24 protein-coding genes and 1 pseudogene are annotated in these 26,174 nt (G+C 73.5%); 15 read left to right on the top strand and 10 right to left on the bottom strand.

The features are described from left to right. Positions 1-11: 11 nt before the first annotated feature. The 12 genes from B100_RS0130495 to B100_RS0130440 all read left to right on the top strand — a co-directional run bounded on the left by B100_RS0130495 (position 12) and on the right by B100_RS0130440 (position 13,596). Positions 12-1,175, top strand: coding sequence for an NAD(P)/FAD-dependent oxidoreductase (locus tag B100_RS0130495; protein ID WP_024888169.1), 1,164 nt, complete (start codon positions 12-14; stop codon positions 1,173-1,175). Next, positions 1,172-1,471 carry a (2Fe-2S)-binding protein gene (locus B100_RS0130490; RefSeq protein WP_024888168.1) on the top strand — a complete coding sequence of 100 codons (300 nt, stop codon included), beginning with the start codon at positions 1,172-1,174 and terminating at the stop codon, positions 1,469-1,471. The genes B100_RS0130495 and B100_RS0130490 overlap by 4 nt, the downstream gene beginning before the upstream one ends. After that, complete coding sequence (locus tag B100_RS0130485) at positions 1,461-2,849, top strand: FAD/NAD(P)-dependent oxidoreductase (protein WP_024888167.1); 1,389 nt, start codon at positions 1,461-1,463, stop codon at positions 2,847-2,849. The genes B100_RS0130490 and B100_RS0130485 overlap by 11 nt, the downstream gene beginning before the upstream one ends. After that, the gene (locus B100_RS0130480) at positions 2,846-3,739 is read left to right on the top strand and encodes a dihydrodipicolinate synthase family protein (protein WP_024888166.1); all 894 of its coding nucleotides are present in this window, start codon (positions 2,846-2,848) and stop codon (positions 3,737-3,739) included. Before B100_RS0130485 ends, B100_RS0130480 begins: the two co-directional genes overlap by 4 nt. Before the next feature lie 14 nt (positions 3,740-3,753). Continuing rightward, positions 3,754-4,755, top strand: a complete 1,002-nt coding sequence (locus B100_RS0130475) for a proline racemase family protein (protein ID WP_024888165.1) — start codon at positions 3,754-3,756, stop codon at positions 4,753-4,755. After that, on the top strand, positions 4,752-5,417 hold the full coding sequence (locus tag B100_RS0130470; RefSeq protein WP_024888164.1) for a GntR family transcriptional regulator: 666 nt from the start codon (positions 4,752-4,754) through the stop codon (positions 5,415-5,417). Before B100_RS0130475 ends, B100_RS0130470 begins: the two co-directional genes overlap by 4 nt. Before the next feature lie 58 nt (positions 5,418-5,475). Beyond that, on the top strand, positions 5,476-6,474 hold the full coding sequence (locus B100_RS0130465; RefSeq protein ID WP_199785306.1) for a LacI family DNA-binding transcriptional regulator: 999 nt from the start codon (positions 5,476-5,478) through the stop codon (positions 6,472-6,474). A 136-nt stretch (positions 6,475-6,610) separates the two neighbouring features. Continuing rightward, positions 6,611-7,954, top strand: a complete 1,344-nt coding sequence (locus B100_RS0130460; RefSeq protein WP_024888162.1) for an ABC transporter substrate-binding protein — start codon at positions 6,611-6,613, stop codon at positions 7,952-7,954. Positions 7,955-7,957: 3 nt separating this feature from the next. Then, on the top strand, positions 7,958-8,908 hold the full coding sequence (locus B100_RS0130455; protein ID WP_024888161.1) for a carbohydrate ABC transporter permease: 951 nt from the start codon (positions 7,958-7,960) through the stop codon (positions 8,906-8,908). Beyond that, entirely contained in the window at positions 8,905-9,771 is an 867-nt protein-coding gene (locus B100_RS0130450; protein WP_024888160.1) for a carbohydrate ABC transporter permease, read from the top strand. Before B100_RS0130455 ends, B100_RS0130450 begins: the two co-directional genes overlap by 4 nt. A gap of 37 nt (positions 9,772-9,808) precedes the next feature. Beyond that, complete coding sequence (locus B100_RS0130445; protein ID WP_024888159.1) at positions 9,809-11,386, top strand: glycoside hydrolase family 13 protein; 1,578 nt, start codon at positions 9,809-9,811, stop codon at positions 11,384-11,386. Positions 11,387-11,433: 47 nt separating this feature from the next. Further along, entirely contained in the window at positions 11,434-13,596 is a 2,163-nt protein-coding gene (locus B100_RS0130440) for a discoidin domain-containing protein (protein ID WP_024888158.1), read from the top strand. A gap of 20 nt (positions 13,597-13,616) precedes the next feature. Here the strand turns inward: B100_RS0130440 and B100_RS0130435 are convergent, their stop codons facing one another. The 8 genes from B100_RS0130435 to B100_RS0130400 form a co-directional block, all read right to left on the bottom strand. Further along, positions 13,617-14,528, bottom strand: a complete 912-nt coding sequence (locus tag B100_RS0130435) for an ABC transporter permease (protein ID WP_024888157.1) — start codon at positions 14,526-14,528, stop codon at positions 13,617-13,619. Further along, complete coding sequence (locus tag B100_RS0130430; RefSeq protein WP_024888156.1) at positions 14,515-15,312, bottom strand: ABC transporter ATP-binding protein; 798 nt, start codon at positions 15,310-15,312, stop codon at positions 14,515-14,517. Before B100_RS0130430 ends, B100_RS0130435 begins: the two co-directional genes overlap by 14 nt. A gap of 38 nt (positions 15,313-15,350) precedes the next feature. Beyond that, positions 15,351-16,457, bottom strand: coding sequence for an aliphatic sulfonate ABC transporter substrate-binding protein (locus B100_RS0130425; protein ID WP_024888155.1), 1,107 nt, complete (start codon positions 16,455-16,457; stop codon positions 15,351-15,353). 182 nt (positions 16,458-16,639) lie between these two features. Further along, positions 16,640-16,741, bottom strand: coding sequence for a putative leader peptide (locus B100_RS37815; RefSeq protein ID WP_486585736.1), 102 nt, complete (start codon positions 16,739-16,741; stop codon positions 16,640-16,642). A gap of 139 nt (positions 16,742-16,880) precedes the next feature. Continuing rightward, positions 16,881-17,339, bottom strand: a complete 459-nt coding sequence (locus B100_RS0130415; protein ID WP_024888154.1) for an RrF2 family transcriptional regulator — start codon at positions 17,337-17,339, stop codon at positions 16,881-16,883. Between the two features lie 108 nt (positions 17,340-17,447). After that, positions 17,448-18,230 (bottom strand): sulfite exporter TauE/SafE family protein, encoded by a 783-nt coding sequence (locus tag B100_RS0130410; RefSeq protein WP_024888153.1) that lies wholly within the window; start codon positions 18,228-18,230, stop codon positions 17,448-17,450. Between the two features lie 40 nt (positions 18,231-18,270). Then, positions 18,271-19,500: an acyl-CoA dehydrogenase family protein gene (locus B100_RS0130405; protein WP_024888152.1), complete on the bottom strand. Its 1,230-nt coding sequence runs from the start codon at positions 19,498-19,500 to the stop codon at positions 18,271-18,273. Between the two features lie 13 nt (positions 19,501-19,513). Beyond that, on the bottom strand, positions 19,514-20,083 hold the full coding sequence (locus B100_RS0130400) for a winged helix-turn-helix domain-containing protein (RefSeq protein ID WP_024888151.1): 570 nt from the start codon (positions 20,081-20,083) through the stop codon (positions 19,514-19,516). A 619-nt stretch (positions 20,084-20,702) separates the two neighbouring features. Here B100_RS0130400 and B100_RS0130395 point away from each other — a divergent pair. From B100_RS0130395 to B100_RS0130385, 3 genes are all read left to right on the top strand, one after another. Then, on the top strand, positions 20,703-21,983 hold the full coding sequence (locus B100_RS0130395) for a sulfite oxidase (RefSeq protein WP_024888150.1): 1,281 nt from the start codon (positions 20,703-20,705) through the stop codon (positions 21,981-21,983). A gap of 153 nt (positions 21,984-22,136) precedes the next feature. Then, complete coding sequence (locus B100_RS37370; protein WP_199785305.1) at positions 22,137-22,286, top strand: putative leader peptide; 150 nt, start codon at positions 22,137-22,139, stop codon at positions 22,284-22,286. Between the two features lie 125 nt (positions 22,287-22,411). Next, positions 22,412-23,287 carry a glutathione S-transferase C-terminal domain-containing protein gene (locus B100_RS0130385; RefSeq protein ID WP_024888149.1) on the top strand — a complete coding sequence of 292 codons (876 nt, stop codon included), beginning with the start codon at positions 22,412-22,414 and terminating at the stop codon, positions 23,285-23,287. A 1,106-nt stretch (positions 23,288-24,393) separates the two neighbouring features. On the opposite strand, the pseudogene B100_RS34470 reads toward B100_RS0130385, so the two are convergent. Both B100_RS34470 and B100_RS0130375 read right to left on the bottom strand, forming a co-directional pair. Further along, positions 24,394-25,207 (bottom strand): annotated as a pseudogene (locus B100_RS34470) (DMT family protein); the annotation flags it as partial. Further along, complete coding sequence (locus B100_RS0130375; protein WP_024888147.1) at positions 25,204-25,995, bottom strand: phosphatase PAP2 family protein; 792 nt, start codon at positions 25,993-25,995, stop codon at positions 25,204-25,206. The gene B100_RS0130375 and the pseudogene B100_RS34470, both read right to left, overlap by 4 nt. Positions 25,996-26,174: the final 179 nt, after the last annotated feature.

The raw sequence follows: 26,174 nt of genomic DNA, 5'->3' as shown, positions 1-26,174 counted from the left end.
ATAGTACTGGCGTGAGCGAGTCGCTGACCTGCGATGTCGTGGTGGTTGGTGCCGGGATGACGGGCGCCGCCTGCGCCCTGTACGCGGCTCGCGCCGGTCTGGACGTCACCGTCGTCGACCGCGGCCCGGTGGCCGGCGGGACGACCGGCGCGGGGGAGGGCAACCTCCTCGTCTCCGACAAGGCACCCGGACCCGAACTCGACCTGGCCCTGCTGTCCACCCGCCTCTGGGCGGAGCTGGCCCGGGAGTCGGGCCCGGCGACGGAGTACGAGGCCAAGGGCGGCCTGGTCGTCGCCGGGACCGCGACATCACTCGACGCGCTCCGGGCGTTCGCGCACACCCAGCGAGCGGCCGGGGTGACCGCCGAGTTCGTCCCCGCCGACCGCCTCCACGACCTGGAACCCCGCCTCGCGTTAGGGCTCCCGGGCGGGGTGCGCTACCCGCAGGACGCCCAGGTGATGCCCGCCCTCGCGGCGGCCCACCTGCTGCGCGCCTCCGGTGCCCGACTGCTCACCGGCCACGAGGTGACCCAGGTGCTGCGCGCCCGCGACGGCACGGTGCGCGGCGTGCGCACCCCGCGCGGCGACCTGCACGCACCGGCCGTCGTCAACGCGGCGGGCACCTGGGGCGGTGAACTCGCCGACCGGGCCGACGTGTTCCTGCCCGTCATGCCCCGGCGCGGCTTCGTCCTCGTCACCGAGCCGCTGCCGCCCCGCATCCGGCACAAGGTGTACGCCGCCGACTACGTCGCCGACGTCGCGGGCGACACGGCGGACCTGCTGACCTCCCCGGTCGTCGAGGGGACGGCCGCCGGACCGGTCCTCATCGGCGCCAGCCGGGAACGCGTCGGGTTCGACCGCTCGCTGTCGCTGCGGGCGGTGCGGGCCCTCGCGGCGGGGGCGACCCGGCTGTTCCCCTTCCTGGCCGGCGTGCGGGCCCTGCGGACGTACGCGGGATTCCGCCCGTACCTGCCCGACCACCTCCCGGCGATCGGCCCCGACCCGAGAGTGCCCGGGCTGTTCCACGCCTGCGGGCACGAGGGCGCGGGCATCGGCCTCGCACCCGGCACCGGACTGCTGATCTCCCAGGCGCTGACCGGGGCGACGCCGGACCTCGACCTCGCCCCCTTCCGTCCCGACCGCTTCCCTCGCCCCACGAAGGAGGCCGCACGGTGAACCCCCGGAAGAGCCCCGGGCCACGGCCACGGCGCGCCTTCGACGTGACCTTCGACGGGCGGACGGTCGAGGCACTGCCCGGCCGGACGATCGCCGCCGTGCTGTGGGCCGCGGGTGTCGCCTCCTGGCGCACCACCCGCAACGAGGGGCGTCCGCGGGGGGTGTTCTGCGGGATCGGCGTCTGCTTCGACTGCCTCGTGACCGTGAACGGCCGCCCCAACCGGCGCGCCTGCCTGGTCCCCGCCCGCCCGGGTGACGACATACGCACCCAGGAGGGGACGGGCCATGAGGACTGACCTCGCGGTGATCGGCGCGGGTCCGGCGGGCCTCGCCGCGGCCCTCGCGGCGGCCCGGCGCGGCATCCGGGTCACGCTGATCGACGCGGCGTCGCAGCCGGGCGGGCAGTACTTCCGGCAGCCCGCGCCAGGGCTCCGAACGGAACACACCCAGGTGCCGGGCAACGGCCGGCGCACCTGGACCCGGCTGCGGGACGCGCTCGCCGCGAGCACCGTGGACGTACGGACGGATCACCATGTCTGGTGCGTGGAGCGGGAGTCCGAAGGGCTGACGGTGCACGCGCTGACCGGCCCCGAAGGGCGGGATCCTGCCGCGGTGCGCGCCACCGCCGTGCTCCTGGCAACCGGCGGGTACGAGACGGTCCTGCCCTTCCCCGGCTGGACGCTGCCGGGTGTCGTGACCGTGGGCGGCGCCCAGGCCATGCTCAAGGGCGGCCTCGTCACCCCCGGCCGCACCGCCGTGGTCGCCGGGACCGGCCCCCTGCTGCTGCCCGTGGCGACCGGGCTCGCCGCGGCGGGCGTCCGGGTCGCCGCCCTGGTGGAGTCCACCGACCCGGTACGCCTGCCCCGGCACGCCGGAGCCCTCGCGGGAAAGCTGCCCGAGGCCGCCGGGTACGCGGCGCGGCTGCTGCGCCACCGCGTACCGGTGCTGGCCCGGCACACCGTGGTCCGCGCCCACGGGGAGGACCGGCTGACCGGTGTCACCGTCGCCGCCCTCGACGCGCACGGCCGTGTCCGGCCCGGCACCGAACGCCTGCTGCCCTGCGACGCGCTCGCGGTGGGACACGGCATGCTGCCCCACACCGATCTCGCCGGGAGCCTCGGCTGCCGGCTCGACGGGACCGCCGTGGCCGTCGACGGCGAGCAGCGCACCGACGTGCCGGGCGTGTGGGCGGCCGGAGAGGCCACGGGCATCGGCGGGGCGGCCCTCGCGCTGGCGGAGGGACACATCGCCGGCCGTTCGATCGCGGCCCGGCTGCGGGGCGGGACGCCCGACCCGCGCGCCTGGGCGCCCGCCGCCCGGGCCCGCGCCCAGGGGCGCGCGGCCGCCGAGGCCCTGGACGCCCTGCACACCCCGCCCGCCCACTGGGCCGACGGCGTCACCGACGACACGGTGGTCTGCCGCTGCGAGGAGGTACCGGCGGGCGCCGTCCGCGAGGCCCTCACCCTCGGCGCCGGTGACCTCCGCACGGTCAGACTGCTCACCCGGGCCGGCATGGGGTGGTGCCAGGGTCGTCTGTGCGCGCCGGCCGTCGCGGCCCTCACGGGGTGCGCCCCGACTCCCTCCCGCCGCCCCTTCGCCCGCCCTGTTCCGCTGGGCGTCCTGGCGGCCCAGCACGACCGGCCTCACCCGCGCCCGGAGGAAGGATCCCCATGACCGATCACCGCCGCCCCTGGCGGGGAGTCCTCGTCGCCACCGCGCTGCCGTTGCGCGAGGACCTGTCCGTCGACCTCGACCGGTACGCCGAACACTGCGCCTGGCTCGTGGCCAACGGCTGCGACGGGGTCGTGCCGAACGGCTCCCTCGGCGAGTACCAGGTGCTCACCCCCGGGGAGCGCGCCCGTGTCGTCGAGACCGCCGTCGCCGCCGTCGGCGGGGAGCGGGTCATGCCCGGAGTCGCCGCCTACGGGTCCGCCGAGGCGCGCCGCTGGGCCGAGCGGGCCGCCGAGGCCGGGTGCCGGGCGGTGATGCTGCTGCCGCCCAACGCCTACCGCGCCGACGAGCGTTCCGTGCTCGCCCACTACGCCGAGGTGGCCCGCGCCGAACTGCCCGTCGTCGCCTACAACAACCCGATCGACACCAAGGTCGACCTGGTGCCGGAGCTGCTCGCCCGGCTGCACGGCGAGGGGTACGTCCAGGCCGTCAAGGAGTTCTCGGGGGACGTCCGCCGCGCCTACCGGATCGCCGAACTCGCCCCCGACCTGGACCTGCTGGCCGGAGCGGACGACGTGCTCCTGGAACTCGCGGTCGCCGGGGCGAAGGGCTGGGTGGCCGGCTACCCGAACGCGCTGCCCCGGTCCTGCGCGGAGCTGTACCGCGCCGCCACCGGCGGGGATCTCGCCACCGCACTGCCGCTGTACCGGCAGCTGCACCCCCTGCTGCGCTGGGACTCCCGGGTGGAGTTCGTGCAGGCCGTCAAGCTGTCCATGGACCTGGTCGGCCGCCACGGCGGCCCCTGCCGTCCGCCGCGCGTCCCGCTGGACCCGGAACAGGAGGCGGCGGTCCGCGCCGCCACCGAGCAGGCCGTCGCGGCGGGTCTGGCGTAGGGGAGGGGCACGGGATGCGCAGCACACTCGTCCTGCACGCCGTCGACTCGCACACCGAGGGCATGCCGACCCGGGTGATCACCGGAGGCATCGGCACCGTTCCCGGTGCGACGATGAACGAACGGCGCCTGTGGTTCCGCGAACACCGCGACCAGGTCAAGCAGTTGCTGATGAACGAACCGCGCGGGCACGCGGCGATGAGCGGCGCGATCCTCCAGCCGCCGACCCGCCCCGACTGCGACTGGGGCGTCCTCTACATCGAGGTGTCCGGCTACCTCCCGATGTGCGGCCACGGCACCATCGGCGTGGCGACCGTCCTGGTCGAGACGGGCATGGTCGAGGTCGTCGAGCCGGTCACCACCATCCGCCTGGACACCCCCGCCGGGCTCGTCGTCGCCGAGGTGGAGGTCGAGGACGGCTCCGCCACCGCCGTCACCCTGCGCAACGTGCCGTCCTTCGCCGTCGCCCTGGACCGCGAGGCCACCCTGCCCGACGGGCGGACGGTGACGTACGACCTGGCGTACGGCGGGAACTTCTACGCCATCCTGCCGCTGGAGCGGTTCGGGCTGCCCTTCGAGCGTTCCCGCAAGGACGACGTCCTGGCCGCCGGGCTGTCCCTCATGGAGGCGATCAACGCCGAGGGGGAGCCCGTCCACCCGGAGGACCCGTCCATCCACGGTTGCCACCACGTCCAGGTGACCGCGCCCGGCTCCACCGCCCGGCACTCCCGGCACGCCATGGTCATCCACCCCGGCTGGTTCGACCGCTCGCCGTGCGGCACCGGGACCAGCGCCCGCATGGCCCAGCTGCACGCCCGCGGCGAACTGCCCATGCACACCGAGTTCGTCAACGAGTCCTTCATCGGCACCCGCTTCACCGGCCGCCTGCTCGGCACCACCGAGGTGGCCGGACGCCCCGCCGTGCTGCCCAGCTTCACCGGACGCGCCTGGATCACCGGCACCGCCCAGTACCTGCTGGACCCGCGGGACCCGTTCCCGGCGGGGTTCGTCCTGTGACCGCCGGCGGTCCCGCCCTGCCCGCGCTCGGCGGACGCGGGCCCAGCTACCGCGAGCGGGTCGCGGGCGCCCTGCGGGCCGCGCTGATCGCCGGTGAACTGCGCCCCGGCGAGGTGTACTCGGCGCCGGGGCTCGCGGCCCGCTTCGGCGTCTCCGCCACCCCCGTGCCCGAGGCGCTGCTCGACCTCGCCAAGGAGGGGCTGGTCGACGTGGTGCCCTACAAGAGGTACCGGGTCACCGCTGTCTCCGAACGGCAGCTGGACGAGTACACCCACGTGCACGCCCTCGTCGAGATCCCCACGACGGCCGCGCCGGCCGGCACGGCCGACCCGGTCGCGCTCGGCGAACTCCGGCCGCTCGCCGAGGAGATCGTCGCCGCCGCGGCCGGCGACCTCGTCGCGTACGTCGACGCCGACCGGCGCTTCCACCTCGGCCTGCTGGCGCTCGCCGGCAACGGCCACCTCGTCGAGGTGGTCCGCGACCTGCGCCGCCGCTCCCGGCTGTACGGACTGACCGCGCCGGCGGAACAGGGGAGGCTGCGGGCGTCGGCGGAGGAGCACCTCGACCTGCTCGACGCACTGCTCGCCCGCGACACCGAGGGCGCGCGGGAGGTGATGACCCGCCACCTCGGGCAGGTGCGAGGACTGTGGGCAGCACCCTGACGCGGAAGTTTGCGCGATTATGCAAGCAGCTTGCATATCTTGCGCTACGCTTGCGGGCATGACGCGACGACTTGCTGTGGTGGCGAAGAAGGTCGGGGTCAGCGAGGCCACGGTCAGCCGGGTGCTCAACGGCAAACCGGGAGTCTCCGAGGCCACCCGGCAGGCGGTGCTCTCCGCCCTCGACGTGCTCGGCTACGAGCGCCCGACCCAGCTGCGCGGCGAGCGCGCCCGGCTGGTCGGCCTCGTGCTGCCCGAGCTGCAGAACCCGATCTTCCCCGCGTTCGCCGAGGTCATCGGCGGCGCGCTGGCCCAGCTCGGCCTCACCCCTGTGCTGTGCACCCAGACCCGGGGCGGGGTCTCCGAGGCGGACTACGTCACCCTGCTGCTGCAACAGCAGGTGTCCGGCGTGGTGTTCGCCGGTGGTCTCTACGCCCAGGCCGACGCGCCGCACGACCACTACCGGCAGCTCGCCGAGCGCAACATCCCTGTCGTCCTCGTCAACGCGGCCATCGAGCACCTCGGCTTCCCCGCCGTGTCCTGCGACGACGCGGTGGCGGTGGAGCAGGCCTGGCGCCACCTCGCCTCGCTCGGGCACGAGCGCATCGGCCTGGTGCTCGGCCCCGGCGACCACGTGCCCTCGGCGCGCAAGCTGGCGGCCGCACGGGCGGTGGCCGGCGAGGTGCCCGAGGAGCACGTCGCCCGCGCCATGTTCTCCATCGAGGGCGGCCATGCCGCCGCCACCCGGCTCATCGACCGGGGCGTCACCGGCTTCATCTGCGCCAGTGACCCCCTCGCCCTCGGAGTCGTACGCGCCGCGCGGCGCAAGGGACTCGACGTGCCCGGGCAGATCTCCGTCGTCGGCTACGACGACTCCGCCCTGATGAACTGCACCGAACCCCCGCTCACCACGGTCCGGCAGCCCATCGAGGCGATGGGCAGGGCGGTGGTGGAACTGCTGAACGCACAGATCAGCGGCAGCACGGTGGCCCCCGAAGAGCTTCTGTTCGAACCGGAGTTGGTGGTGCGCGGCTCGACCGCCCAGGCGCCCCGAACCTGAGCCGGCTTCAGCTGTCGAATAATTTCAAATTCTGCGCGACATATTGCGGACCGATGTCGTCGGTGCTTGAGTGTGCCCCGCCCACCGCTCCTGTTCCGAGGGGTTCACTCGCTCCTGTCCCTTAAGGGGTCCACCGATGAGAAGCACCGGGATCCGCCGTACCCTCGTCGCGCTGAGCGTCGGCGCGCTCACGCTGACGGCCTGCGGCTCCGGCGGCGACGAAGCCGCCGACGGCAAGACCCGCATCACCGTCAACTGCATGCCGCCCAAGAGCGCCAAGGTCGACCGCCAGTTCTTCGAGGAGGACGTCGCCGCCTTCGAGAAGAAGAACCCGGACATCGACGTCGTCCCGCACGACGCGTTCCCCTGCCAGGACCCCAAGACCTTCGACGCCAAGCTCGCCGGCGGGCAGATGGAGGACGTCTTCTACACGTACTTCACCGACGCCCGGCACGTCGTCGACATCAACCAGGCCGCCGATCTCACCCCGTACGTCGCGGAGTTGAAGAGCTACGACACCATCCAGCAGCAACTGCGCGACATCTACACCGTCGACGGCAAGATCTACGGCATCCCGCGCACCGGCTACTCGATGGGCCTGATCTACAACCGCGCCCTGTTCGAGAAGGCAGGCCTCGACCCCGACGACCCGCCCGCCACCTGGGACGAGGTCCGCTCCGCCGCGAAGAGGATCGCCGCGCTGGGCGACGGCACCGTCGGCTACGCCGACTACAGCGCCCAGAACCAGGGCGGCTGGCATTTCACCGCCGAGCTCTACTCCCAGGGCGGCGCCGTGGTGAACGAGGACGGCACCAAGGCAACCATCGACACTTCCGAGGGCCGCGCCGTGCTCCAGACCCTCCACGACATGCGGTGGACGGACGAGTCGATGGGCAGCAAGCAACTGCTCGTCATCAACGACGCCCAGCAGATGATGGGTTCCGGCAAGCTCGGCATGTACCTCGCCGCCCCCGACAACATCCCGATCCTCGTCAAGGAGAAGGGCGCCGAGTACAAGGACATCGCCATCGCCCCCATGCCCGGCGGCAGGGCCACCCTCGTCGGCGGCGACGGCTACATGTTCAGCAAGAAGGCAACCCCGGAGCAGATCAGGGCCGGCCTCAAGTGGCTCGACCACATGTTCCTCACCCCCGGTGACGGCTTCCTCGGCGACTACGCCCGCGCCAGGCAGAACGACGCCCCCGTCGGCCTGCCCGAACCCCGTCTGTTCACCGGCGCCGCCGACGCCGAGGACCAGCAGGCCAAGAAGGCCAACGCCAACGTCCCGGTGGAGAACTACCAGGCCTTCCTGGACGGCAACCAGAAGCTGGCGATGAAGATCGAGCCGCCGCACGCCCAGCAGCTCTACTCCGTCCTCGACGGCGTGGTCTCCGCCGTCCTCACCAAGGAGGACGCGGACATCGACCAGCTGCTCAAGGACGCCACCGGCAAGATCGACGGCATCCTGGCACGGAGCTGACCGGTGACGAAGACGGTCGAACGGCCGTCCGCCGTGCGGGTCCGGCCGGTGAAGGCGCCGTCCCCGGCAGGGGATCGGAGACGGCGCCGCCTCACCGACCACCTGCGCGCGTACGGCTTCCTCCTCGGCGGACTGATCTGCTTCGCGCTGTTCTCCTGGTACCCCGCGATCCGCGCCGTCGTGATCGCCTTCCAGAAGTACACGCCCGGCTCCGACCCCGAATGGGTCGGCACCGACAACTTCACCCGCGTCTGGCGGGACCCCGAGTTCGCCGCCGCCTGGCGCAACACGCTCACCTTCACCGTGCTCGCCCTGCTGATCGGCTTCGCGATCCCCTTCGTGCTCGCCCTCGTGCTCAACGAACTCCGGCACGCCAAGGCGTTCTTCCGGGTCGTCGTCTACCTGCCGGTCATGATCCCGCCCGTGGTGAGCGCCCTGCTGTGGAAGTGGTTCTACGACCCGGGCGCCGGCCTCGCCAACGAGGCGCTGCGCTTCCTGCACCTGCCCACCTCGAACTGGTCCAACGGCGCCGACACGGCCCTGGTGTCCCTGGTGATCGTCGCCACCTGGGCCAACATGGGCGGCACCGTGCTCATCTACCTCGCCGCGCTCCAGTCCATCCCCGGTGAGCTGTACGAGGCCGCCGAACTCGACGGCGCGAACCTGCTCCAACGCGTCCGGCACGTCACGGTCCCGCAGACCCGGTTCGTGATCCTCATGCTGATGCTGCTGCAGATCATCGCCACCATGCAGGTGTTCACCGAACCGTTCGTGATCACCGGAGGCGGCCCGGAGAACGCCACCGTCACCGTCCTCTACCTCATCTACAAGTACGCCTTCCTCTACAACGACTTCGGCGGCGCCTGCGCGCTCAGCGTGATGCTGCTCGCCCTGCTCGGCGCGTTCTCCGCCGTCTACCTCCGCCTCACCCGCTCCGGAGAGGAGGCCGTATGAACGGCGGCACCCGCACCCTGGTCTCCCCGGCGGTCCTGGCCCGCCCGCGCGGCAGGGCCGTCTACTGGACCGTCTTCACCGGAGTCGTCCTGCTGTTCGCGCTGGCGTTCCTGTTCCCCGTGTACTGGATGGCGACCGGCGCGACGAAGTCACCGGACGAGGTGGCCCGCACCCCTCCCACCCTCGTCCCGGAGAGCTGGAGCACCGCCGGGTACGCGGACGCCTGGGAGCTGATGCAGCTGCCCACGCACCTGTGGAACACGGTGGTGCAGGCGGCGGGCGCCTGGATCTTCCAGCTGGTGTTCTGCACGGCCGCCGCCTACGCCCTGTCCAAGCTCCGCCCCGCCTTCGGCACCCTGATCCTCGGCGGCATCCTCGCCACGCTGATGGTCCCCGCCCAGGCCCTGGTCGTCCCGAAGTACCTGACCGTCGCGGACCTCGGCCTGCTCAACGACCCGCTCGCCATCTGGCTGCCGGCCGTCGCCAACGCCTTCAACCTGTACCTGCTCAAGCGGTTCTTCGACCAACTGCCCAGGGACGTCCTGGAGGCCGCCGAGATCGACGGCGCGGGCAAGCTGCGCACCCTGTGGTCGATCGTGCTGCCCATGTCCCGCCCGGTGCTCGGCGTGGTGTCGATCTTCGCGCTGGTCGCCGTCTGGCAGGACTTCCTGTGGCCGCTGATGGTGTTCTCCGACACCGGCAAGCAGCCCATCAGCGTGGCCCTGGTGCAGCTGTCGCAGAACATCCAGCTGACCGTGCTGATCGCCGCGATGGTGATCGCCAGCATCCCCATGGTCGCGCTGTTCCTCGTCTTCCAGCGGCACATCATCGCCGGGATCAGCGCGGGCAGCACCAAGGGCTGACGCCGCACCCCCGTCCACAGAAGAGAAAGGCACCCACGTGGGACAGCCCACCCCTGCCACCGCCGACGCCTGGTGGCGGTCCGCCGTCATCTACCAGGTGTACGTCCGCAGCTTCGCCGACGGTGACGGCGACGGCACCGGCGACCTGGCCGGCGTCCGCGCCCGCCTGCCGTACCTCGCCGAACTGGGCGTCGACGCGCTGTGGTTCAACCCCTGGTACCGGTCCCCGATGAAGGACGGCGGCTACGACGTCGCCGACTACCGCGCGATCGACCCCGCCTTCGGCACCCTGGCCGAGGCGGAGAAACTCATCGCCGAGGCACGGGAACTGGGCATCCGCACCATCGTCGACGTCGTCCCCAACCACGTCTCCGACCAGCACCCCTGGTTCCGCGCGGCCCTCGCGGGCGGCCCCGAACGGGAACTGTTCCACTTCCGCCCCGGCCGAGGCGAGCACGGCGAACTCCCGCCCAACGACTGGCAGTCCGAGTTCGGCGGCCCCGCCTGGACCAGGCTGCCCGACGGCGACTGGTACCTGCACCTGTTCGCCCCCGAGCAACCCGACCTCAACTGGGCGCACCCCGCCGTCCGCCAGGAGCACGAGGACATCCTGCGCTTCTGGTTCGAGCGGGGCGTCGCCGGCGTCCGCATCGACTCCGCGGCCCTGCTGGCCAAGGACCCCGAGCTGCCCGACTTCACCGAGGGCCACGACCCGCACCCCTACGTCGACCGCGACGAACTCCACGACGTCTACCGCGCCTGGCGGGCCGTCGCCGACGAGTACGGGGCCGTCTTCGTCGGCGAGGTCTGGCTCCCCGACACCGAACGCTTCGCCCGCTACCTGCGCCCCGACGAACTGCACACCGCGTTCAACTTCTCCTTCATGACCTGCCCCTGGGACGCCGCCCGGCTGCGCGCCTCCATCGACGAGACGCTGGCCGAGCACGCCCCGATCGGCGCCCCCGCCACCTGGGTGCTGTGCAACCACGACGTCACCCGCACCGTCACCCGCTACGGCCGCGCCGACACCGGATTCGACTTCGCCACCAAAGCCTTCGGCACCCCCACCGACCTGGCCCTGGGCACCCGCCGCGCCCGGGCGGCCGCCCTGCTGTCCCTCGCCCTGCCCGGCGCGGTCTACGTCTACCAGGGCGAGGAACTGGGGCTGCCCGAGGCCGACATCCCGCTCGACCGCATCGAGGACCCCATGCACGCGCGCTCCGGCGGCACCGACCCCGGACGCGACGGATGCAGGGTGCCGCTGCCCTGGACCTCCGACGCCCCGCACGCCGGGTTCGGCGGCGAGCCCTGGCTGCCGCAGCCCGCCGGCTGGCCCGCGTACGCGGCCGACCGGCAGGCCCACGACCCCGGCTCCATGCTCAGCCTCTACCGCGAGGCGGTCCGCCTGCGGCCCGGGTTCGGCGACGCGCCCCTGACCTGGCTCCCCGCACCGGACGGCGTGCTCGCCTTCGCCCGCTCCGGCGCCCTGTGCGTCGTCAACCTCTCCGGCCGGTCCGTCGGCCTGCCCGCCCACACCGCGCTGCTCCTGGCCAGCGGCCCGCTCGACACCGCCGGGAGGCTGCCCCGCGACACCGCGGTCTGGCTGCGCGCCTGAGCCGCGCCCCGCCTGTTCCCCGCCCCCACCACGAAGGGACCAGCACCATGATCACCCCCACCGTCAGAAGCGTGCCGGCGGCGGCCACGGCCGTCGCCCTCGCCGCCGGGCTGCTCGTCGCCGTCGCCTCCGCGCCCGCCCACGCCGCCGCCGGCGCCACTCTCCCGTTCACCTCCGTCGAGGCCGAGTCCGCCACCCACACCGGAAGCCGCATCGGCCCGGACCACACCCAGGGCACCCTCGCCTCCGAGGCGTCCGGGCGGCAGGCGGTGCGCCTGAACGCGGGCCGGCGCGTGGAGTTCACCGTGCCGCGCGCCGCCAACGCCGTCACCGTCGCGTACAGCGTCCCCGACGGCCAGTCCGGCTCGCTGGACGTGTACGTCAACGGGCAGCGGCTCGACCGGACCCTGCCGGTCACCTCCAAGTACAGCTACGTGGACACCCCCTGGATCCCGGGCGCCCGCACCCACCACCTCTACGCCAACGCGCGGATGCTGCTCGGCCGGGACGTCCGGGCCGGCGACACCGTCGCCTTCCAGGCCACGAACGTTCCTGTCACCGTGGACGTGGCCGACTTCGAGCAGGCACCCGGCGCCGCCTCCCGCCCCGCCGGATCCGTCTCCGTGACCGACAAGGGCGCCGACCCGACCGGGCAGGGCGACTCCACCCAGGCGTTCCGTGAGGCCGTCGCCGCCGCGCAGGGCGGGACCGTGTGGATCCCGCCGGGCGAGTACCGGCTGACCTCCTCCCTGAGCGGCGTCCAGAACGTCTCCCTCCAGGGCGCCGGCCACTGGCACTCGGTCGTGCGCACCTCCCGCTTCGTCGACCAGGGCTCCTCGGCCGGGAACGTCCACATCAAGGACTTCGCGGTCATCGGCGAGGTCACCGAACGCGTCGACTCCAGCCCCGACAACTTCGTCAACGGCTCGCTCGGCCCGAACTCCACCGTCTCCGGCATGTGGCTCCAACACCTCAAGGTGGGCCTCTGGCTGACCGGGAACAACGACAACCTGGTTGTCGAGAACAACCGCTTCCTCGACATGACCGCCGACGGCCTCAACCTCAACGGCAACGCCCGCGGGGTGAAGGTCCGCAACAACTTCCTGCGCAACCAGGGCGACGACGCCCTCGCCATGTGGTCGCTCAACGCGCCGGACGTCGACAGCAGCTTCGAGAACAACACGATCACCCAGCCGAACCTCGCCAACGGCATCGCGGTCTACGGCGGCACCGACATCACCGTCCGCGACAACCTCATCTCCGACACCAACGCCCTCGGCAGCGGCATCGCGATCTCCAACCAGAAGTTCCTCGACCCGTTCCACCCGCTGTCCGGCACCATCACCGTCGACGGCAACACCCTGGTGCGCACGGGCGCGATGAACCCCAACTGGAGCCACCCGATGGGCGCCCTGCGCGTCGACTCCTACGACAGCGCCATCGACGCCCAGGTACGGATCACGAACACCACGATCACCGACAGCCCGTACAGCGCCTTCGAGTTCGTCTCCGGCGGCGGACGCGGCCTCGCGGCGCGGAACATCACCGTCGACGGCGCCACCGTGAACCGGGTGGGGACCGTCGTCGTGCAGGCGGAGACGCAGGGCGCGGCCACGTTCCGGAACGTCACCGCGACCGGCGTCGGCTCGGCCGGGATCTACAACTGCCCCTACCCGGCCGGTTCCGGCACCTTCACCGTCACCGACGGCGGCGGCAACTCCGGCTGGAGCAGCACCTGGTCGGACTGCGCGAGCTGGCCGCGGCCCGGCGAGCAGAACCCCCAGCCCGACCCGGACCGCAACCTCGCCCTGGGCCGCCCGGCGACCGCCACCGGCTCCCAGGACGTGTACACCCCCGGAAAGGCGGTCGACGGGGATTCGGACACGTACTGGGAGTCGGCCAACCACGCCTTCCCGCAGTCCCTGACGATCGACCTAGGCGCCGCCCGGACCGTGCGCCGGGTGGTGCTGAAGCTGCCGCCGCAGGCCGCGTGGCAGGCCCGCACCCAGACCCTGTCCGTGCAGGGCAGCACCGACGGCTCCGCGTACACGACGCTGGCCGCCGCGCGCGAGCACCGCTTCGACCCGGCGACCGGCAACACGGTGACCGTCCCGGTCGACGGCACGCTGCGCCACCTGCGGCTGCACGTCACCGGCAACACCGGCTGGCCGGCCGCCCAGTTCGGCGAGGTGGAGGTCTACGGGTCCTGACGCCTGGGAAGCGGGCGGGGTCAGCGGCCGACCAGCAGCCCCCGCCCGCGCAGCACCCGCCGCTCCAGCGGGCTGAAGATCAGCAGGTCGATGGTGATGCCGACGAGCAGGATCAGCAGGATGGCCAGGAACACCTGCGGCATGCTGCTGTTGTTGCGCCCGTTCTCCAGCAATTGACCGAGGCCTACGCCGAGATCGGGGGAGGAGGCGATGATCTCGGCGGCCATCAGCGAGCGCCAGGAGAACGCCCAGCCCTGCTTGAGTCCGGCCAGGTAGCCGGGGAGCGCGGCGGGCATCACGATGTACCGGGCCCCACGCAGCCCGGTCGCGCCCAGGGTGCGACCGGCGCGCAGGAACAGCGGCGGGATCTGGTCGATGCCCGCCACCAGGCCGTTGGCGATGGACGGGACGGCGCCGAGCAGGATGACGGCGAACATCATCGAGTCGTTCAGGCCCAGCCAGATCACCGCCGGCGGCACCCAGGCGACCGAGGGCAGCGACTGCAGCCCCGACAGGACCGGGCCGATGGCCGCCCGGACGAAACTCACCCGGGCCACCAGCAGCCCGAGCGGGGTGCCGATGGCCAGCGCCAGCAGGAAGCCGAGCAGGCCGCGTGAGACGGACGTCCAGATGTAGTCCAGCAGCTTCCCCTGCAGCCAGGCGGTGCGCAGCTCGGCCCACACGTCGGACGGGGAGGCGAGCTTGTACGCGGGCGCGACCTCCGCCCACACCAGGACCTGCCACACCACCAGTACCAGGAGGACGGCGGTGACCGGCGGCAGGACCTTGCGGAGCAGGGTCTGGCGCAGCGGGGTGCGGACGGTCCGCGCGGAGTCCAGCGCGTCGAGACCGGCCTCGAGACCCGCGAGGTCGTCCGGGTCCTGGGGTGCGGCGGCGTCCTTGGTGAGGCCGGTCTTCTCAGTGCTGGCCATGGCGGCGGATCTCCCCACGCAGTTCTTCGGTGATCTCGGCGGACAGCTCGGCGACGGCGCCGTCCTCGAGGCGGCGCGGCTGCGGCAGGTCCACCGTCCACTGCCGGGCGATGCGGCCCGGCCGCGACGACAGCAGCACCACGCGCTGGGCGAGCCGCACCGCCTCGCGCACGTTGTGGGTCACGAACAGCACCGACAGGCCCGTCTCGCGCCAGATCCGGGTGAGTTCGTCGTGCAGGACGTCCCGGGTGATGGCGTCGAGCGCGGCGAACGGCTCGTCCATCAGCAGCAGCCGGCTGTCCTGGGCGAGCGCGCGGGCCAGCGCCACGCGCTGACGCATACCGCCGGACAGCTCGTGCACCCGTTTGCCGTGCGCGTCCTTCAGGCGCACCAGCTCCAGCAGCCGCTCCGCCTCCTGGCGGCGCTCCGGCTTGCCCACCCCGCGCAGTTTCAGGGCGAGTTCGATGTTCTTGCCCGCGGTCAGCCACGGGAACAGGGCGTGCTCCTGGAACATCAGGGCCGGCCTGCCGTCGGTGCCGATGGTGCCGGCGGACGGCCGGTCCAGTCCCGCGACCAGGTTGAGCAGGGTGGACTTGCCGCAGCCGGAGGCACCCAGGAGGGTGACGAACTCGCCGGGGGCGACATCGAGGGTGATGTCGTCCAGCACGAGCTGCCGTCCGCCGGGCGCGCCCGGTGCGGGAAAGGACTTCGAGACGTGCTCGACCCGTGCGGCGTACCGCGCCGCCTTGGTGTCCTCGGCCGTCCCGGCCATCGTGGTGGCCATGGTCGTCACCTCCTGGGGTCTCGTCGGGTGCGCGGTCGTCAGCGGACGCCGAGCCCGGCGTCGTCGACCGCGGGCCTGCCCTCGGTCTTGAGGACCTTGTTCAGCGGCGCGAGGTCGTAGATGCCCTTCAGGTCGGGCTTCTCCAGCAGACCGGCCGACACCGCGTGCTCCGCCTGGGCGTCGAGGGTCGACGCCAGAGGGTCGTCGAGGAAGGCGATGGACTTCCACGCCGGGTCGATCACCTCGGCCGGCAGGGCCTTGCCGGACAGCTTCTCCAGCGCCTTGTTCGCGGAGGCCTTGGCCCGGTCCGGGTCGGCGTTGATCCACTCGTTGGTCTTCACCGAGCCGCGCAGCACGGCCTCGACGACGTCCGGGTGCTCCTTCAGGAACGTCTGGGACACGATGATGTTGGTGATCACGAACCTCTTGTCCGGCCAGATGTCGGACTCGTCGAGCAGCACCGTCGCGCCGTCCGCGACGAGCTTGGACGCGGTGGGCTCGGGCACCCAGGCGCCGTCGATGGAGCCGGACCTGTAGGCGTCCGGGGTGATCTTGTTGTCGCTGCGGACGACGGAGACGTCACCCTTGCCGCTCTGCGCGTCGACCTTCCAGCCCTTCTCGGCGATCCAGTGCAGGAACGCCACGTCCTGGGTGTTGCCGAGCTGCGGGGTGGCGATCTTCCTGCCCTTGAGGTCGTCCAGGGTCTTGATCTTGTCCGGGTTCACCACGAGCTTCACGCCGCCGGACGCGGAACCGCTGATGATGCGCAGGTTCTTGCCCTGGGACTTGGTGTAGCCGTTGATGGACGGTGAGGGGCCGATCCAGCCGATGTCGATGGACCCGGCGTTCAGCGCCTCGATCTCGGACGGCCCGGCGTTGAACGTGCTCGCCTTGATCTTGGTGCCGCCCAGCTCCTTCTGGAGCAGGCCCTCCTGGACGCCGACCAGGGCGGTGGCGTGCGTGAGGTTGGGGAAGTAGCCGATCTTCACCTCGGAGGCGGACAGCTTCTCGGCGCCGGCCGCGACCTCCGCCTTCGGGGCGTCGTCGGCGGCGTCGGATCCGTAGCCGCAGGCGGTGAGCAGGAGCGGGAGGGCCGCTGTGGCGGCGACGGTGCGCAGGAGGGTGAGCGGTCGTGCGGCAGACACAGAGGTGTCCTCTCGGAGGAAGAAGGATCGGGACGTCGCCGGCGTACGGGCGTGAGCCCAGGGGCGTGCGCCCGCGCGACCGTCGGGCCGGCCTCCGGACGGAGGGAGGCGGCCGCGGGTTCGGTGCGCGGGTGCGGGGAGGGAGTGGTGGAGCCGGTCGCGGATGCGCTACCGGTGCGGCCTCAGGCCGGCCGACAGATGGCGCTGGACGTGCGGCCGAAGTCGATGTGGCGGCGGGAGGTCAGCAGGAGCAGCGTGACGACGGCGTACGCACGCGTGGTCATGGCCTCCCCCTGCGGAACCCTAGTTTTCCTACCTGGCTGATAGGGATCGTGGCAGAAAGCAGCCCCCACCCCAAGAGGCAGCTCATATGATGGACGCCGCTCTCTCACATGGTGAGAAACGCCTGGTCGGGCGGCTGAATCAGGGGTTCACCCAGGCCGTGGGAGCGTCCGCCAACTCTGCGACCCCGGCGGGAAGTTGTGCGGACGCCACATCGGCGAGGGACACGCCTTCCAGAATCTGGCGCACATTGGACCGCAGCGCGATCCACAGCGGGAGCAGCGATTCGGCGGGACCCGAGTAGGACAGCTCCGGCGGACGGACACCGCGCACGGAGACCAGCGGCCCCTCCACGACCCGGATGACGTCGGCGATGCTGATCGACTCCGCGGGCTTCGCCAGCCGGTACCCGCCGTTGCCGCCGCGCTGGCTGACCACGAGGCCGCCCCGGCGCATGTCGTTCAGGATGCTCTCGAGGAACTTGTGCGGGATCTCCTGCGCGTCGGCGATCGCCTCGGCCTTGAGCGGCCCGTCGCCCCCGGACGACGCGAGTTGCAGCGCGGCACGTACCGCGTAGTCCGCCCTGGCTGAGATCCGCATGCGGCCATTATCCCGTACGGCCTCCGCCGCACTCCACCCGCGGTGCGTCGCACTCCACCCGCGGTCCGCCGCACTCCACCCGCCGTCCGTCGCGTGCGGCGCCGGGGATCAGCCGAGCGCCTGCACGGCGTAGAGGGTGCCCACGGCGGTGGCCAGCCCGCCCAGCAGCAGGCGCAGCCCCGTCTCGGGCAGCCGCGGCTGCAGCACGGCCCCCAGGTACCCGCCGGCCAGGCCCCCGAGCCCGCAGGCCAGGCCGAGGTACCAGTCCGGCGCCACGTCGCCCGTGCCGGCCAGGGACAGCAGCGCGAAGACGGCGGCGCCGGCCACGGAGGTGACGAACGTCGAGGCCAGCGCGGCCGGCGCCACCCGCGCCACGGACATGCCCCGCCCCACCAGCAGAGGCCCGAGCAGTGAGCCGCCGCCGATGCCGTAGATCCCGCCGATCACCCCGACCACCAGGGCCAGTCCGGTCACCGTCCGCGGCGAGGGCTCTACGTCCTCCACCGGGCGGGAGGGGCGAAGGGTGCGCCGCACGAGCCAGAACCCCAGCGGCACCAGCAGCACGGCGATCAGCAGCCGGAACACGGTGGCCCCCGGGACCGCGAACACCCGTACGGCTGCGCCGGCCGCCACACCGGGCAGGGTGCCGCTCACCAGACGGCGCGTCAGCGGGTCGCGCAGCAGCCCCGCGCGGTGATGCCGCAGCAGCGCCCCCGGCCCGGCCACCACGTTGAACAGCAGATTGGTGGGGGTGACCGCCGGACTCGGCACGCCGAGCACGCTCAACTGCACCGGCAGCAGGAACACCGCGCCCGACACGCCGGCCGGCGTGGTCATCACCGAGATGACCAGGCCCGCGGCCAGCCCGGCGAGTCCGGTGGACCAGTTCACGAGTCGTCCTGGAGCAGGGCCCCCGGCTCACCCCGGAGGGTCAGGCGGGCAGCACGAACGGAGGGTGGGCGCCGTTGAGGAAGTAGTCCCCGACGTCGCGCAGCCGGTGGGCGACCGGCTCGTACAGCGTATGCGTGCGGGCGTTGCGCCAGAAGCGGTCGAAGCCCAGCCGGGCGGACGCGGAGCGCGGACCGATGATGTCCAGCGCGCGGGTGGTCGACTCCTGCGCCGCCCGGGAGGCCGCGGTCTCGGCCATGGACACCAGTGCGGACACGTCCGCGTACTCGTCGTAGGTCAGCTCCTCGCCGCGCTCCAGCCCGTGCCGTACGGCGTCCAGCGCCTGGTCGCACAGCGCGGACGCGGAGCGGGTGAGGACGGTGAGCTCGCCGTACGCGGTCAGTACCTGCGGGTCGTCGGGCGAACCGGCCGACGGGACGGGCTGCCAGGGCCGGTGGCCGGCCCTGCTGTACTCACGCACCTCCGCCAGAACCCCTTCGGCCATGCCGAGCAGCAACTGCACGGAGAAGAGCCGGCCGACGGGCGCGGCCAGGGCGGCCCGGGGGACCAGGTGGTCCTCGTCCGCGGACAGCGAGCCGAGGATGTCGTCGCCGCCCACCGGCACGTCGTCGAACTCCACGCTGCCGCCGGCCGCGAGCCGCTGCCCGAAGGTGTCGCCGGTCGCGTCGACCACGACACCCGGGCGGGCCGGGTCCACCACGACGGCCAACGGCTCGCCCGTGTCCCCGCGCACCGCCCGCACGGCGACGCGGTCGGCCACCAGCACCCCGGTCGGGTAGCTCTGACGGCCGCCGAGCACGAGGCCCCGGGACGTCCGGGACAGCGTCAGCGGCGGCTCCTGCGGGGCGAACCCGCCGCCCCAGCACCACTGTTCGGCCGCGGACCGCTCCGCCGTCCGCAGGGCCGCCTCGGGGTCCGCGAAGAACCGGGCGCTCCACGACAGGAAGTAGTGCGAGCCGAGGAGCCGGCCTATGGCGCCGTCGGCCGTGGAGATCTCCCGGACGACCGCGTACGCCGTGGCCCAGTCCGCGCCGTCCCCGCCCGGACCGGCCGGCGCCGACAGGGTCAGCAGCCCCGCCTCGCGCAGCCGGGACACCTCGTCGAGGGGTGCCTTGCCTGCCTGTTCCCTGACCACGGTGTCCGTGGCCAGGTCGTCCGCCGCCTCGCGCGCCACGCGCAGCCAGTGCGCCCGTCCGGTCGGGGCGGGTTCGGCCGGGGGTGCGGGGCGGGTCGGCGCGGCGGCAGGGCACATGGCGGTGCTCTCCTCAGGATCGGCCGCGGGATGCGGCGTGGGGGCTTTCCTGCTGATCGGGGACGTACTTGTAGCCGATGCTCCGTACGGTGACGATGCGGCGCCGGTGCGCCGCGCCCAGCTTGCGGCGCAGCCGCGCGACGTGGACGTCCACCGTCCGACCGTCGCCGACGTGGTCGTAGCCCCAGACGGCCGCGACCAGCCGCTCGCGCGACTGCACCAGGTGGGGGCGCCGCACCAGGTGCGCCAGCAGCTCGAACTCCAGGTACGTCAGGTCGAGTTCGCGTCCGTCGACCTCGGCGACGCGGCGCGCGGTGTCGACGCGGACGGCGTCGTCGGCCGGCTGCCGCACGGGTGCCGCGTCGTCGGCGGCCACCAGACGGAACTCCGGCCGCGGCCGGTCCTTGACGAAGAGTTCGGTGGGGTCGGTGCCCCGGGGGACCAGCAGGAGGTAGCCGACGAGCGGGGCGGACTGGGGGTCCTCGCCGCCCTCCCGCACGGCGTCGGCCACCAGGTGGAGGTGGCGCGCGTCGGGCAGCGAGGCACGGAGCGGGGCGGTCGGGTGCGTAAGAGCCGTGGTCATGGTGGTGGTCCCTCGGAGAAGGTGTCGGGTCCCCGGTGGACGCGGGGGTGGTGCGTGCGGCCGGGGAGGAGTGGGCCGGAGTGCACGGGCGGTGGTGCGGGCCGTGCCTTATGCGCGACAGCAGGCGGCGCTGACGACGTGACCGAAGTCGACATGCCGACGACGTACGAGTCGTAGCTGTGTGAGGGACATGGTCCTCATGCTGCGCACCCCCCGAGGACACCGTCAAGCTTTCCCTACTAAGTCTGTAGGAAAACAAGGGAACGTCTCGCATGCTGAGCACGCGGGGTCGCTCCCTGGACCGCATGGCAGGCTCGCGCGGCGGCCGAGCGGATCTGACGGTCCGTTGACACTCCCGAACGGTGCGTGCTTGCATCCCGTCATGCCGCCGCTGGAGCCCCTGACGCGCCGCCGCACCGTGGACCTGGTCCGCGTGGCCTCGGCACTCTGTCGGCTCCCCGGCTGACCCGGCGCGCCTCCCGCTCCCACTGTTCCCGCCGTTCCGCCGGCTTGGCGGACGCCTGCTCCCGCCGGTCCGCCGGACCGGGCGGGCGTCTCCCGCTGCTCCGGCCCGCCACACCCCGTCACTTCCCGGCCCTACGACGACGAGGACCCCGCCATGCCCTCATCCGCCGCGTCTTCCTCCCACCCCGACGAAACCGCCTACGACCGGCACCGGCTGCGCCAGTGGCTCGCCGGGGAGGCGAGGGCGGACGGGGTGAGCCGACGCCGTCTGCTCACCCTGCTCGCCGCCACCGGTGCCGCCGGCGCGATGCCCCTGTCCGCACCGGCCCACGCCGCCGACGGCGACACCATCGTCAAACCGCTGCCGCCCGAGAAGTTCGTCCGCCGCGGCACCAACGCCGAGACCCGCTGGGAGGCCCTGCGCGGAACCGGCCACCACACCCCCAACGACCTGTTCTTCGTACGCAACCACACGGCCACGCCCGCCCTTCGGGCGCACGACTGGCGGCTGCGACTGTGGGGGAGCGGGCTGCGCGGCGGCCCCGCCGAGGACAGGGCGACCGAGTTCGGGTACGACGACCTGCGCAAGCTGCCGTCCGTCACCCGCACCGCGTTCGTCGAATGCGCCGGCAACGGACGCAGCGGCTACACCACCCAGCAGGGTGAGACGGTCGGCGGCACGGCCTGGACACAGGGCGCGATCGGTGTCGCCCGCTGGCGGGGCGTTCCCCTGTCGACCGTCCTGCGCCGGGCGGGCCTGTCGCCGTACGCCGTGGACGTGCAGCCGCGCGGACTGGACGCCGAGTACGTCAGCGGCGGGGAGAACCTCGGCCGGGTGCGCCGGCCGCTGCCGCTGTCCAAGGCGCTGCACGACGTCCTGCTCGCCTACGAGATGAACGGCGAGCCGCTGCCGCCGGACCACGGCCACCCGGTGCGGGTGCTGGTGCCCTCCTGGGTGGGGATCGCGTCGATCAAGTGGGTCGGCGACATCGAGGTGTCCCGGCAGCCGCTCTTCTCGCCCTGGAACACCACCTTCTACCGGCTGTTCGGGCCCGCCCATCCCGAGGGCGGCAGCGCGCCGCTGACCCGGCAGACCCTCAAGAGCGCCTTCGAACTGGCGAGCGGCGCCACGTTCCCGGCGGGCCGCAGCCAGGTGCTGCGCGGCCGCTCGTGGTCGGGCGCCGGTCCCGTCGCGCGGGTCGACGTCAGTACCGACGGCGGGGCGAGCTGGCGGCCGGCCCGGCTGGACGAACGGCCGCGTCCCGACACCTGGACGCGGTGGTCCGTCGACTGGAAGCCCCGCACCCGGGGGAGGACCCAGCTGCTGGCCCGCGCCACCGACACGGCCGGCCGCACCCAGCCGGACGTCTCCGTGTTCAACACCGAGGGCTACCTGTTCGACGCGGTGGTACGGCACGAGGTGACCGTGGTCTGACCCGCGCGCGGCACGCGCCTTCCCGGTGACGGGCCCCCGCGCCCCTCTCGCGTGTTGAGACGTCGGGTGCGGGGGCCTTCGGCCCCCTTGACGCGGGCGGTGTCCGCCCAGAGACTCCTGTACGGGAATCCTAGTGAATCGGTAGGGAACGCGATGGGTCAAGCTGCTCCGGACCTCGGCGGGGACACCGTGCGTCTCGCCCTCCGGCAGCTGCCCCTGCTGACGTCCCGTCGCCACATCGACCTCGTGCGGGTGTGCGGCGCGACGGGAGCCCCGGACGACACCGTCCCCGCGCGCCGCTGAGCCCTCCCTCTCCTCGCGCCCTTCCCGCCCCTACGCCCCGACACCGCATCCCGGCCGGGCCCGACGGCCCCCGCGTGCGCCACGCCACGCCCGTACGCCCCGTCACCGAGCACCCTGGGAGACGCATGTCCGCCACATCCCCGACCGCCGTGCCGCCGTTCCGCGGCCGGATCGGCGACGACCCGCACAGCGGGTACTACGCCGCCCCGTACCGCTACCGGCTCCACCTCTCACCCGCCTGTCCGCACGGTCTGCAGATCGCGGTCACGCACGGCCTGCTCGGCCTCGGCGACGCCCTTCCCGTGACGCTGCTGCCCGCCGTGCCCGACGCGGCCGACGGCGGACACCGGGCGCTGCGCCCGCTGTACGAGGCCGGTGCGCACCTGTACCCGGGCCCGGCCTTGGCGCCGGTCCTCCACGACAACTGGACCGGCACGATCGTCAGCACCCACGCGCCCGACATCCTGCGCGACCTGGCCCGGCGGTTCGGCGATCACGGATCCGCGCTGTACCCGCGGGGCACCGACGAGGCCCTGGCGGCCGTCGAACGGCTCTGCGAGCGGGGCGTCGACGCGACCGCCCGGCGGGCCGGCCTGCACGGCGGCGACCGGGCGGAGCGCGACACCGCGTCGGCCACGCTGCTACGGGCGCTGGACGTGCTGGAGCTGCGGCTCGCCTCCCGGCGGTACGTCCTCGGCGACGACGTCACGCTCGCCGACGTCCGGCTGTGGGTGACGCTGGTGCAACTGGACACCGTGCACCGTCACCACCTCGACGCGGCGGCGGTGCTCCGGATCACCCAACACCCGCGCCTGTGGGCCTACGCCCGGCGGCTGACCGCGCACCCCGCGTTCGGCCGCCACCTCGACCTGGACGGCATCGCCCGCAGGCACCGTGCCCGGTGCCGGGGCACGGAGGCGGCCGGCGCGGCGGTGCCGATCATGGACGGGTCGGCGTACGTCCGTCAGGAGGCGGCGGAGCCGACGCGCAGGTTCGGCTGACGCCGGTTGAGCCTGCCGTCCCATCCTTCAGGCGGCCCGGCGCCGCCCGGCGTCCCGCCCCCGGCACGCGTGCCGCATCCGCCGCCCGCCCCGCAGCCGACGGCGGTCCCGCTTACGGACCCTGCCTTCGGCCGGCTCGGGGGAGGACGGTGCCGGGTCGCCCGGGGCGGGCAGATCACCGGCCGGACCGACCACAGGGGCGGTGGCCGCGCGTCCCGAGGGCCACGCGACCCGCCGACGCGGGAACCGTCGTCCCGTCCCGCCGGCGGCATCGGCCGCCGACTCCCGCGCCCGCCGCACGGAGACGGAGCCGGCGGCATCCGTTCCCACGGCCCCCGACGCCCGCGCCGGCACCGGCTCGGACGCCCGCGCGCCCACCGCAACCGCCGCCGCCCCGGCTCCCCCAACATCCGACGCCCGCGCCCGCCCCGCTTCAACGGCCGACACTCCCGCCGACTCCGTCGCCTGCTGGGCCGGGGCGTGGGCCGCGTTCGTCCCCGCGCGGTCCGCCGCGTGCGACGGCCTCGCTGTGGCGGCCTGGACTCGTGCCGTCTCTTGCGCCGGTTCGGCGAGTGAGCGGGCCGGGTTCGTTGCCGCCCGGCTCTCCGTGTGCGATGGCCCGGCCGGGGCACCCCGCACTCCGGCCGACTCGGCCAGGGCGTGGGCCGCGTTCGCTGCCGCGCGCACCTCCGCGTGCGATGGCCCCGCTGCGGCCCGCGCTCCCGCCGACTCCGTCGCCTTCCGGGGCGTGAAGTCGGCCGCGTGCCGTCCTGCGTGGTCCTCCGCCTGCGCGCGCACTGCTGCGGCGGCCCACGCTGCCGCCGACTGCGCCGTAGGAACCGCCGTGGAGTCGGCCGCGTTCGTGCCTACGAGTCCGCGCGCCTGCGACCCCACCGCTGCACCGACCCGCGCTCCTGCCGACTCCCGCTCCCGCACGTCCACCGGGCCGACCGCTCCCGTCCGCCCGGCCGCCGTCTCCCGCGAGTCGGCCAGGGCAGCCGTCTCCCGCGAGTCGGCCAGGGCCGCCGTCCGCGCACCTGCCGCAACCGCCGTCCGCGGGCCCGCCGTGTCAGCGGCAGCCGTCTCGGCCGCCCCCGCCGGCTCCTGGGTCACACGGGACAGCACCACCACTCCCCACGAGGCGAACCCCGCTCCGGTCAGACCCAGGAGGATGCCCGTCGCGCCGCCGCGCAGGTGCTCGCCGAGGAGGCCGAGGCCGATGACCGCCGCCGCAAGCGGGTTGGCCAGGGTCACCACCGCGAGCGGCGCTCCGAGGCCGCCCCGGTAGGCGGTCTGCGCGAGCAGCAGGCCGCCCGCCGCGAACACGGCCACCAGCAGGGCCACGCCGACCACGCGGACGTCGAGGAGCGGGCCGGTCCGGTCGGTCACCGCGACCGTCACCGTCTGCGTCAGCGCGGACGCGACCCCCGAGGCGATGCCGGACGCGGTCGCGTGACGCAGGCCGGGCCGGGCGCCGGGCCAGGACAGCAGGCCGATCAGCGACGCCGTACCGCCCGCGACGGCCAGCGCCTCCGGCACGCTCAGCACGCCGTCGGGCGCCGGGCCGGACGCCGTGGCCAGGATCGCCGCGAGTCCGGCCAGGGTGAGGGCCGTGCCCCGCCACTCCGCGACGCTCACCCGCCGCCCCGCCATCCGCGCCCCCAGCGGCACCGCCGCGACCAGGGTGAGCGCGCCGAGCGGCTGCACCACGGTCAGCGGGCCGTACTTGAGGGCGACGACGTGCAGCAGTGCGGCCAGGGTGTTCAGCGTGACCGCGCCCCACCAGGCGCCGCTGCCCAGCAGCCGCAAGGCGCCGGCGCCGGAGCTGCGCGAGGCCAGCCGGGCCTGGGCCACGGCGGCGACGGCGTAGGCGACGGCAGAGACGAGGGACAGCAGGACCGCCACCAGCAGGGCGCTCATCGGCCCGCCCCCACCAGGGAGTGGCGGCGTACCGGCCGGCGGGGCAGGATCCGGGTCGCGGCGAGGGCGGGCCGCGGGCGGCGCAGCACCGCGAGGGCGAGGCCCAGCAGCGCCGCCGCCGCGAGCGCGTCCAGCCAGAAGTGGTTGGCGGTGCCCACGATCACCAGCAGGGTCAGCAGCGGGTGCAGCAGCCACAGCCACCGCCACACCGACCGGGTGGCGACGATCAGTCCGACGGCCACCATCAGCGCCCAGCCGAAGTGCAGCGAGGGCATCGCGGCGAACTGGTTCGACACCTGGTCGGCGCTCGGCGGGCCGTAGACCGACGGTCCGTACAGCCGCGCGGTGTCCACGAGACCGGTGGCCGGGAGCATCCGCGGCGGAGCCAGCGGATAGGCCAGGTGCAGCACCAGCGCCGCCGCGGTGAGCGCCGCCAGCACCCGCCGGGCCCAGACGTAGTGGCCGGGTCGGCGCAGGTAGAGCCACACCAGGAAGGCCACCGTGGCGGGGAAGTGCACGGCCGCGTAGTAGGTGTTCGCGATCTGCGCGAGGGTGTCGCCGTGCAGCAGCGGGGACTGGACGGCTCCCTCGCCGGGCAGGCCCAGCGCGCGCTCCAGGTCCCAGACCTCACGGCCGTTGCGGAAGGCCTCGGCGGTGTGGCCGGCCGTCAGCTGCCGGCCGAGCTTGTAGACGAGGAACAGCCCCGCCACCAGCAGCAGTTCACGGACCACGGGCGGGCGCCCGCGGGTACCCGGTTCCGGCGGTTCGGACTCCTCGCGCGCGTGCATTCCCCCGGCCCCTTCGCTGACGGTGGTGCGGTCTGGTGCAGTCGGAGCTGCTGACTCGGGGACCGGGTCCAGCTCATCGGTGCTGATCATATCGAGACGCGAACGTACCGATACGGCTCAGTACCGATACGCCAGTGTACCGATACGTTCGCGTACCGGTACACTCGTGTTTCGATTGC

The sequence above is a fragment of the Streptomyces sp. CNH189 genome (genome assembly GCF_000527195.1).
This window is presented reverse-complemented; position numbering and strand designations above follow the sequence as displayed.

Bases quoted from the DNA above. Each gene is read 5' to 3' on its own strand.
- B100_RS0130485 (WP_024888167.1), top strand. From the start codon at position 1,461: ATGAGGACTGACCTCGCGGTGATCGGCGCGGGTCCGGCGGGCCTCGCC.
- B100_RS0130480 (WP_024888166.1), top strand. From the start codon at position 2,846: ATGACCGATCACCGCCGCCCCTGGCGGGGAGTCCTCGTCGCCACCGCG.
- B100_RS0130475 (WP_024888165.1), top strand. From the start codon at position 3,754: ATGCGCAGCACACTCGTCCTGCACGCCGTCGACTCGCACACCGAGGGC.
- B100_RS0130465 (WP_199785306.1), top strand. From the start codon at position 5,476: ATGACGCGACGACTTGCTGTGGTGGCGAAGAAGGTCGGGGTCAGCGAG.
- B100_RS0130460 (WP_024888162.1), top strand. From the start codon at position 6,611: ATGAGAAGCACCGGGATCCGCCGTACCCTCGTCGCGCTGAGCGTCGGC.
- B100_RS0130450 (WP_024888160.1), top strand. From the start codon at position 8,905: ATGAACGGCGGCACCCGCACCCTGGTCTCCCCGGCGGTCCTGGCCCGC.
- B100_RS0130440 (WP_024888158.1), top strand. From the start codon at position 11,434: ATGATCACCCCCACCGTCAGAAGCGTGCCGGCGGCGGCCACGGCCGTC.
- B100_RS0130435 (WP_024888157.1), bottom strand. From the start codon at position 14,528: ATGGCCAGCACTGAGAAGACCGGCCTCACCAAGGACGCCGCCGCACCC.
- B100_RS0130430 (WP_024888156.1), bottom strand. From the start codon at position 15,312: ATGGCCACCACGATGGCCGGGACGGCCGAGGACACCAAGGCGGCGCGG.
- B100_RS37815 (WP_486585736.1), bottom strand. From the start codon at position 16,741: ATGACCACGCGTGCGTACGCCGTCGTCACGCTGCTCCTGCTGACCTCC.
- B100_RS0130415 (WP_024888154.1), bottom strand. From the start codon at position 17,339: ATGCGGATCTCAGCCAGGGCGGACTACGCGGTACGTGCCGCGCTGCAA.
- B100_RS0130405 (WP_024888152.1), bottom strand. From the start codon at position 19,500: ATGTGCCCTGCCGCCGCGCCGACCCGCCCCGCACCCCCGGCCGAACCC.
- B100_RS0130400 (WP_024888151.1), bottom strand. From the start codon at position 20,083: ATGACCACGGCTCTTACGCACCCGACCGCCCCGCTCCGTGCCTCGCTG.
- B100_RS0130395 (WP_024888150.1), top strand. From the start codon at position 20,703: ATGCCCTCATCCGCCGCGTCTTCCTCCCACCCCGACGAAACCGCCTAC.
- B100_RS37370 (WP_199785305.1), top strand. From the start codon at position 22,137: ATGGGTCAAGCTGCTCCGGACCTCGGCGGGGACACCGTGCGTCTCGCC.
- B100_RS0130385 (WP_024888149.1), top strand. From the start codon at position 22,412: ATGTCCGCCACATCCCCGACCGCCGTGCCGCCGTTCCGCGGCCGGATC.
- B100_RS0130375 (WP_024888147.1), bottom strand. From the start codon at position 25,995: ATGCACGCGCGCGAGGAGTCCGAACCGCCGGAACCGGGTACCCGCGGG.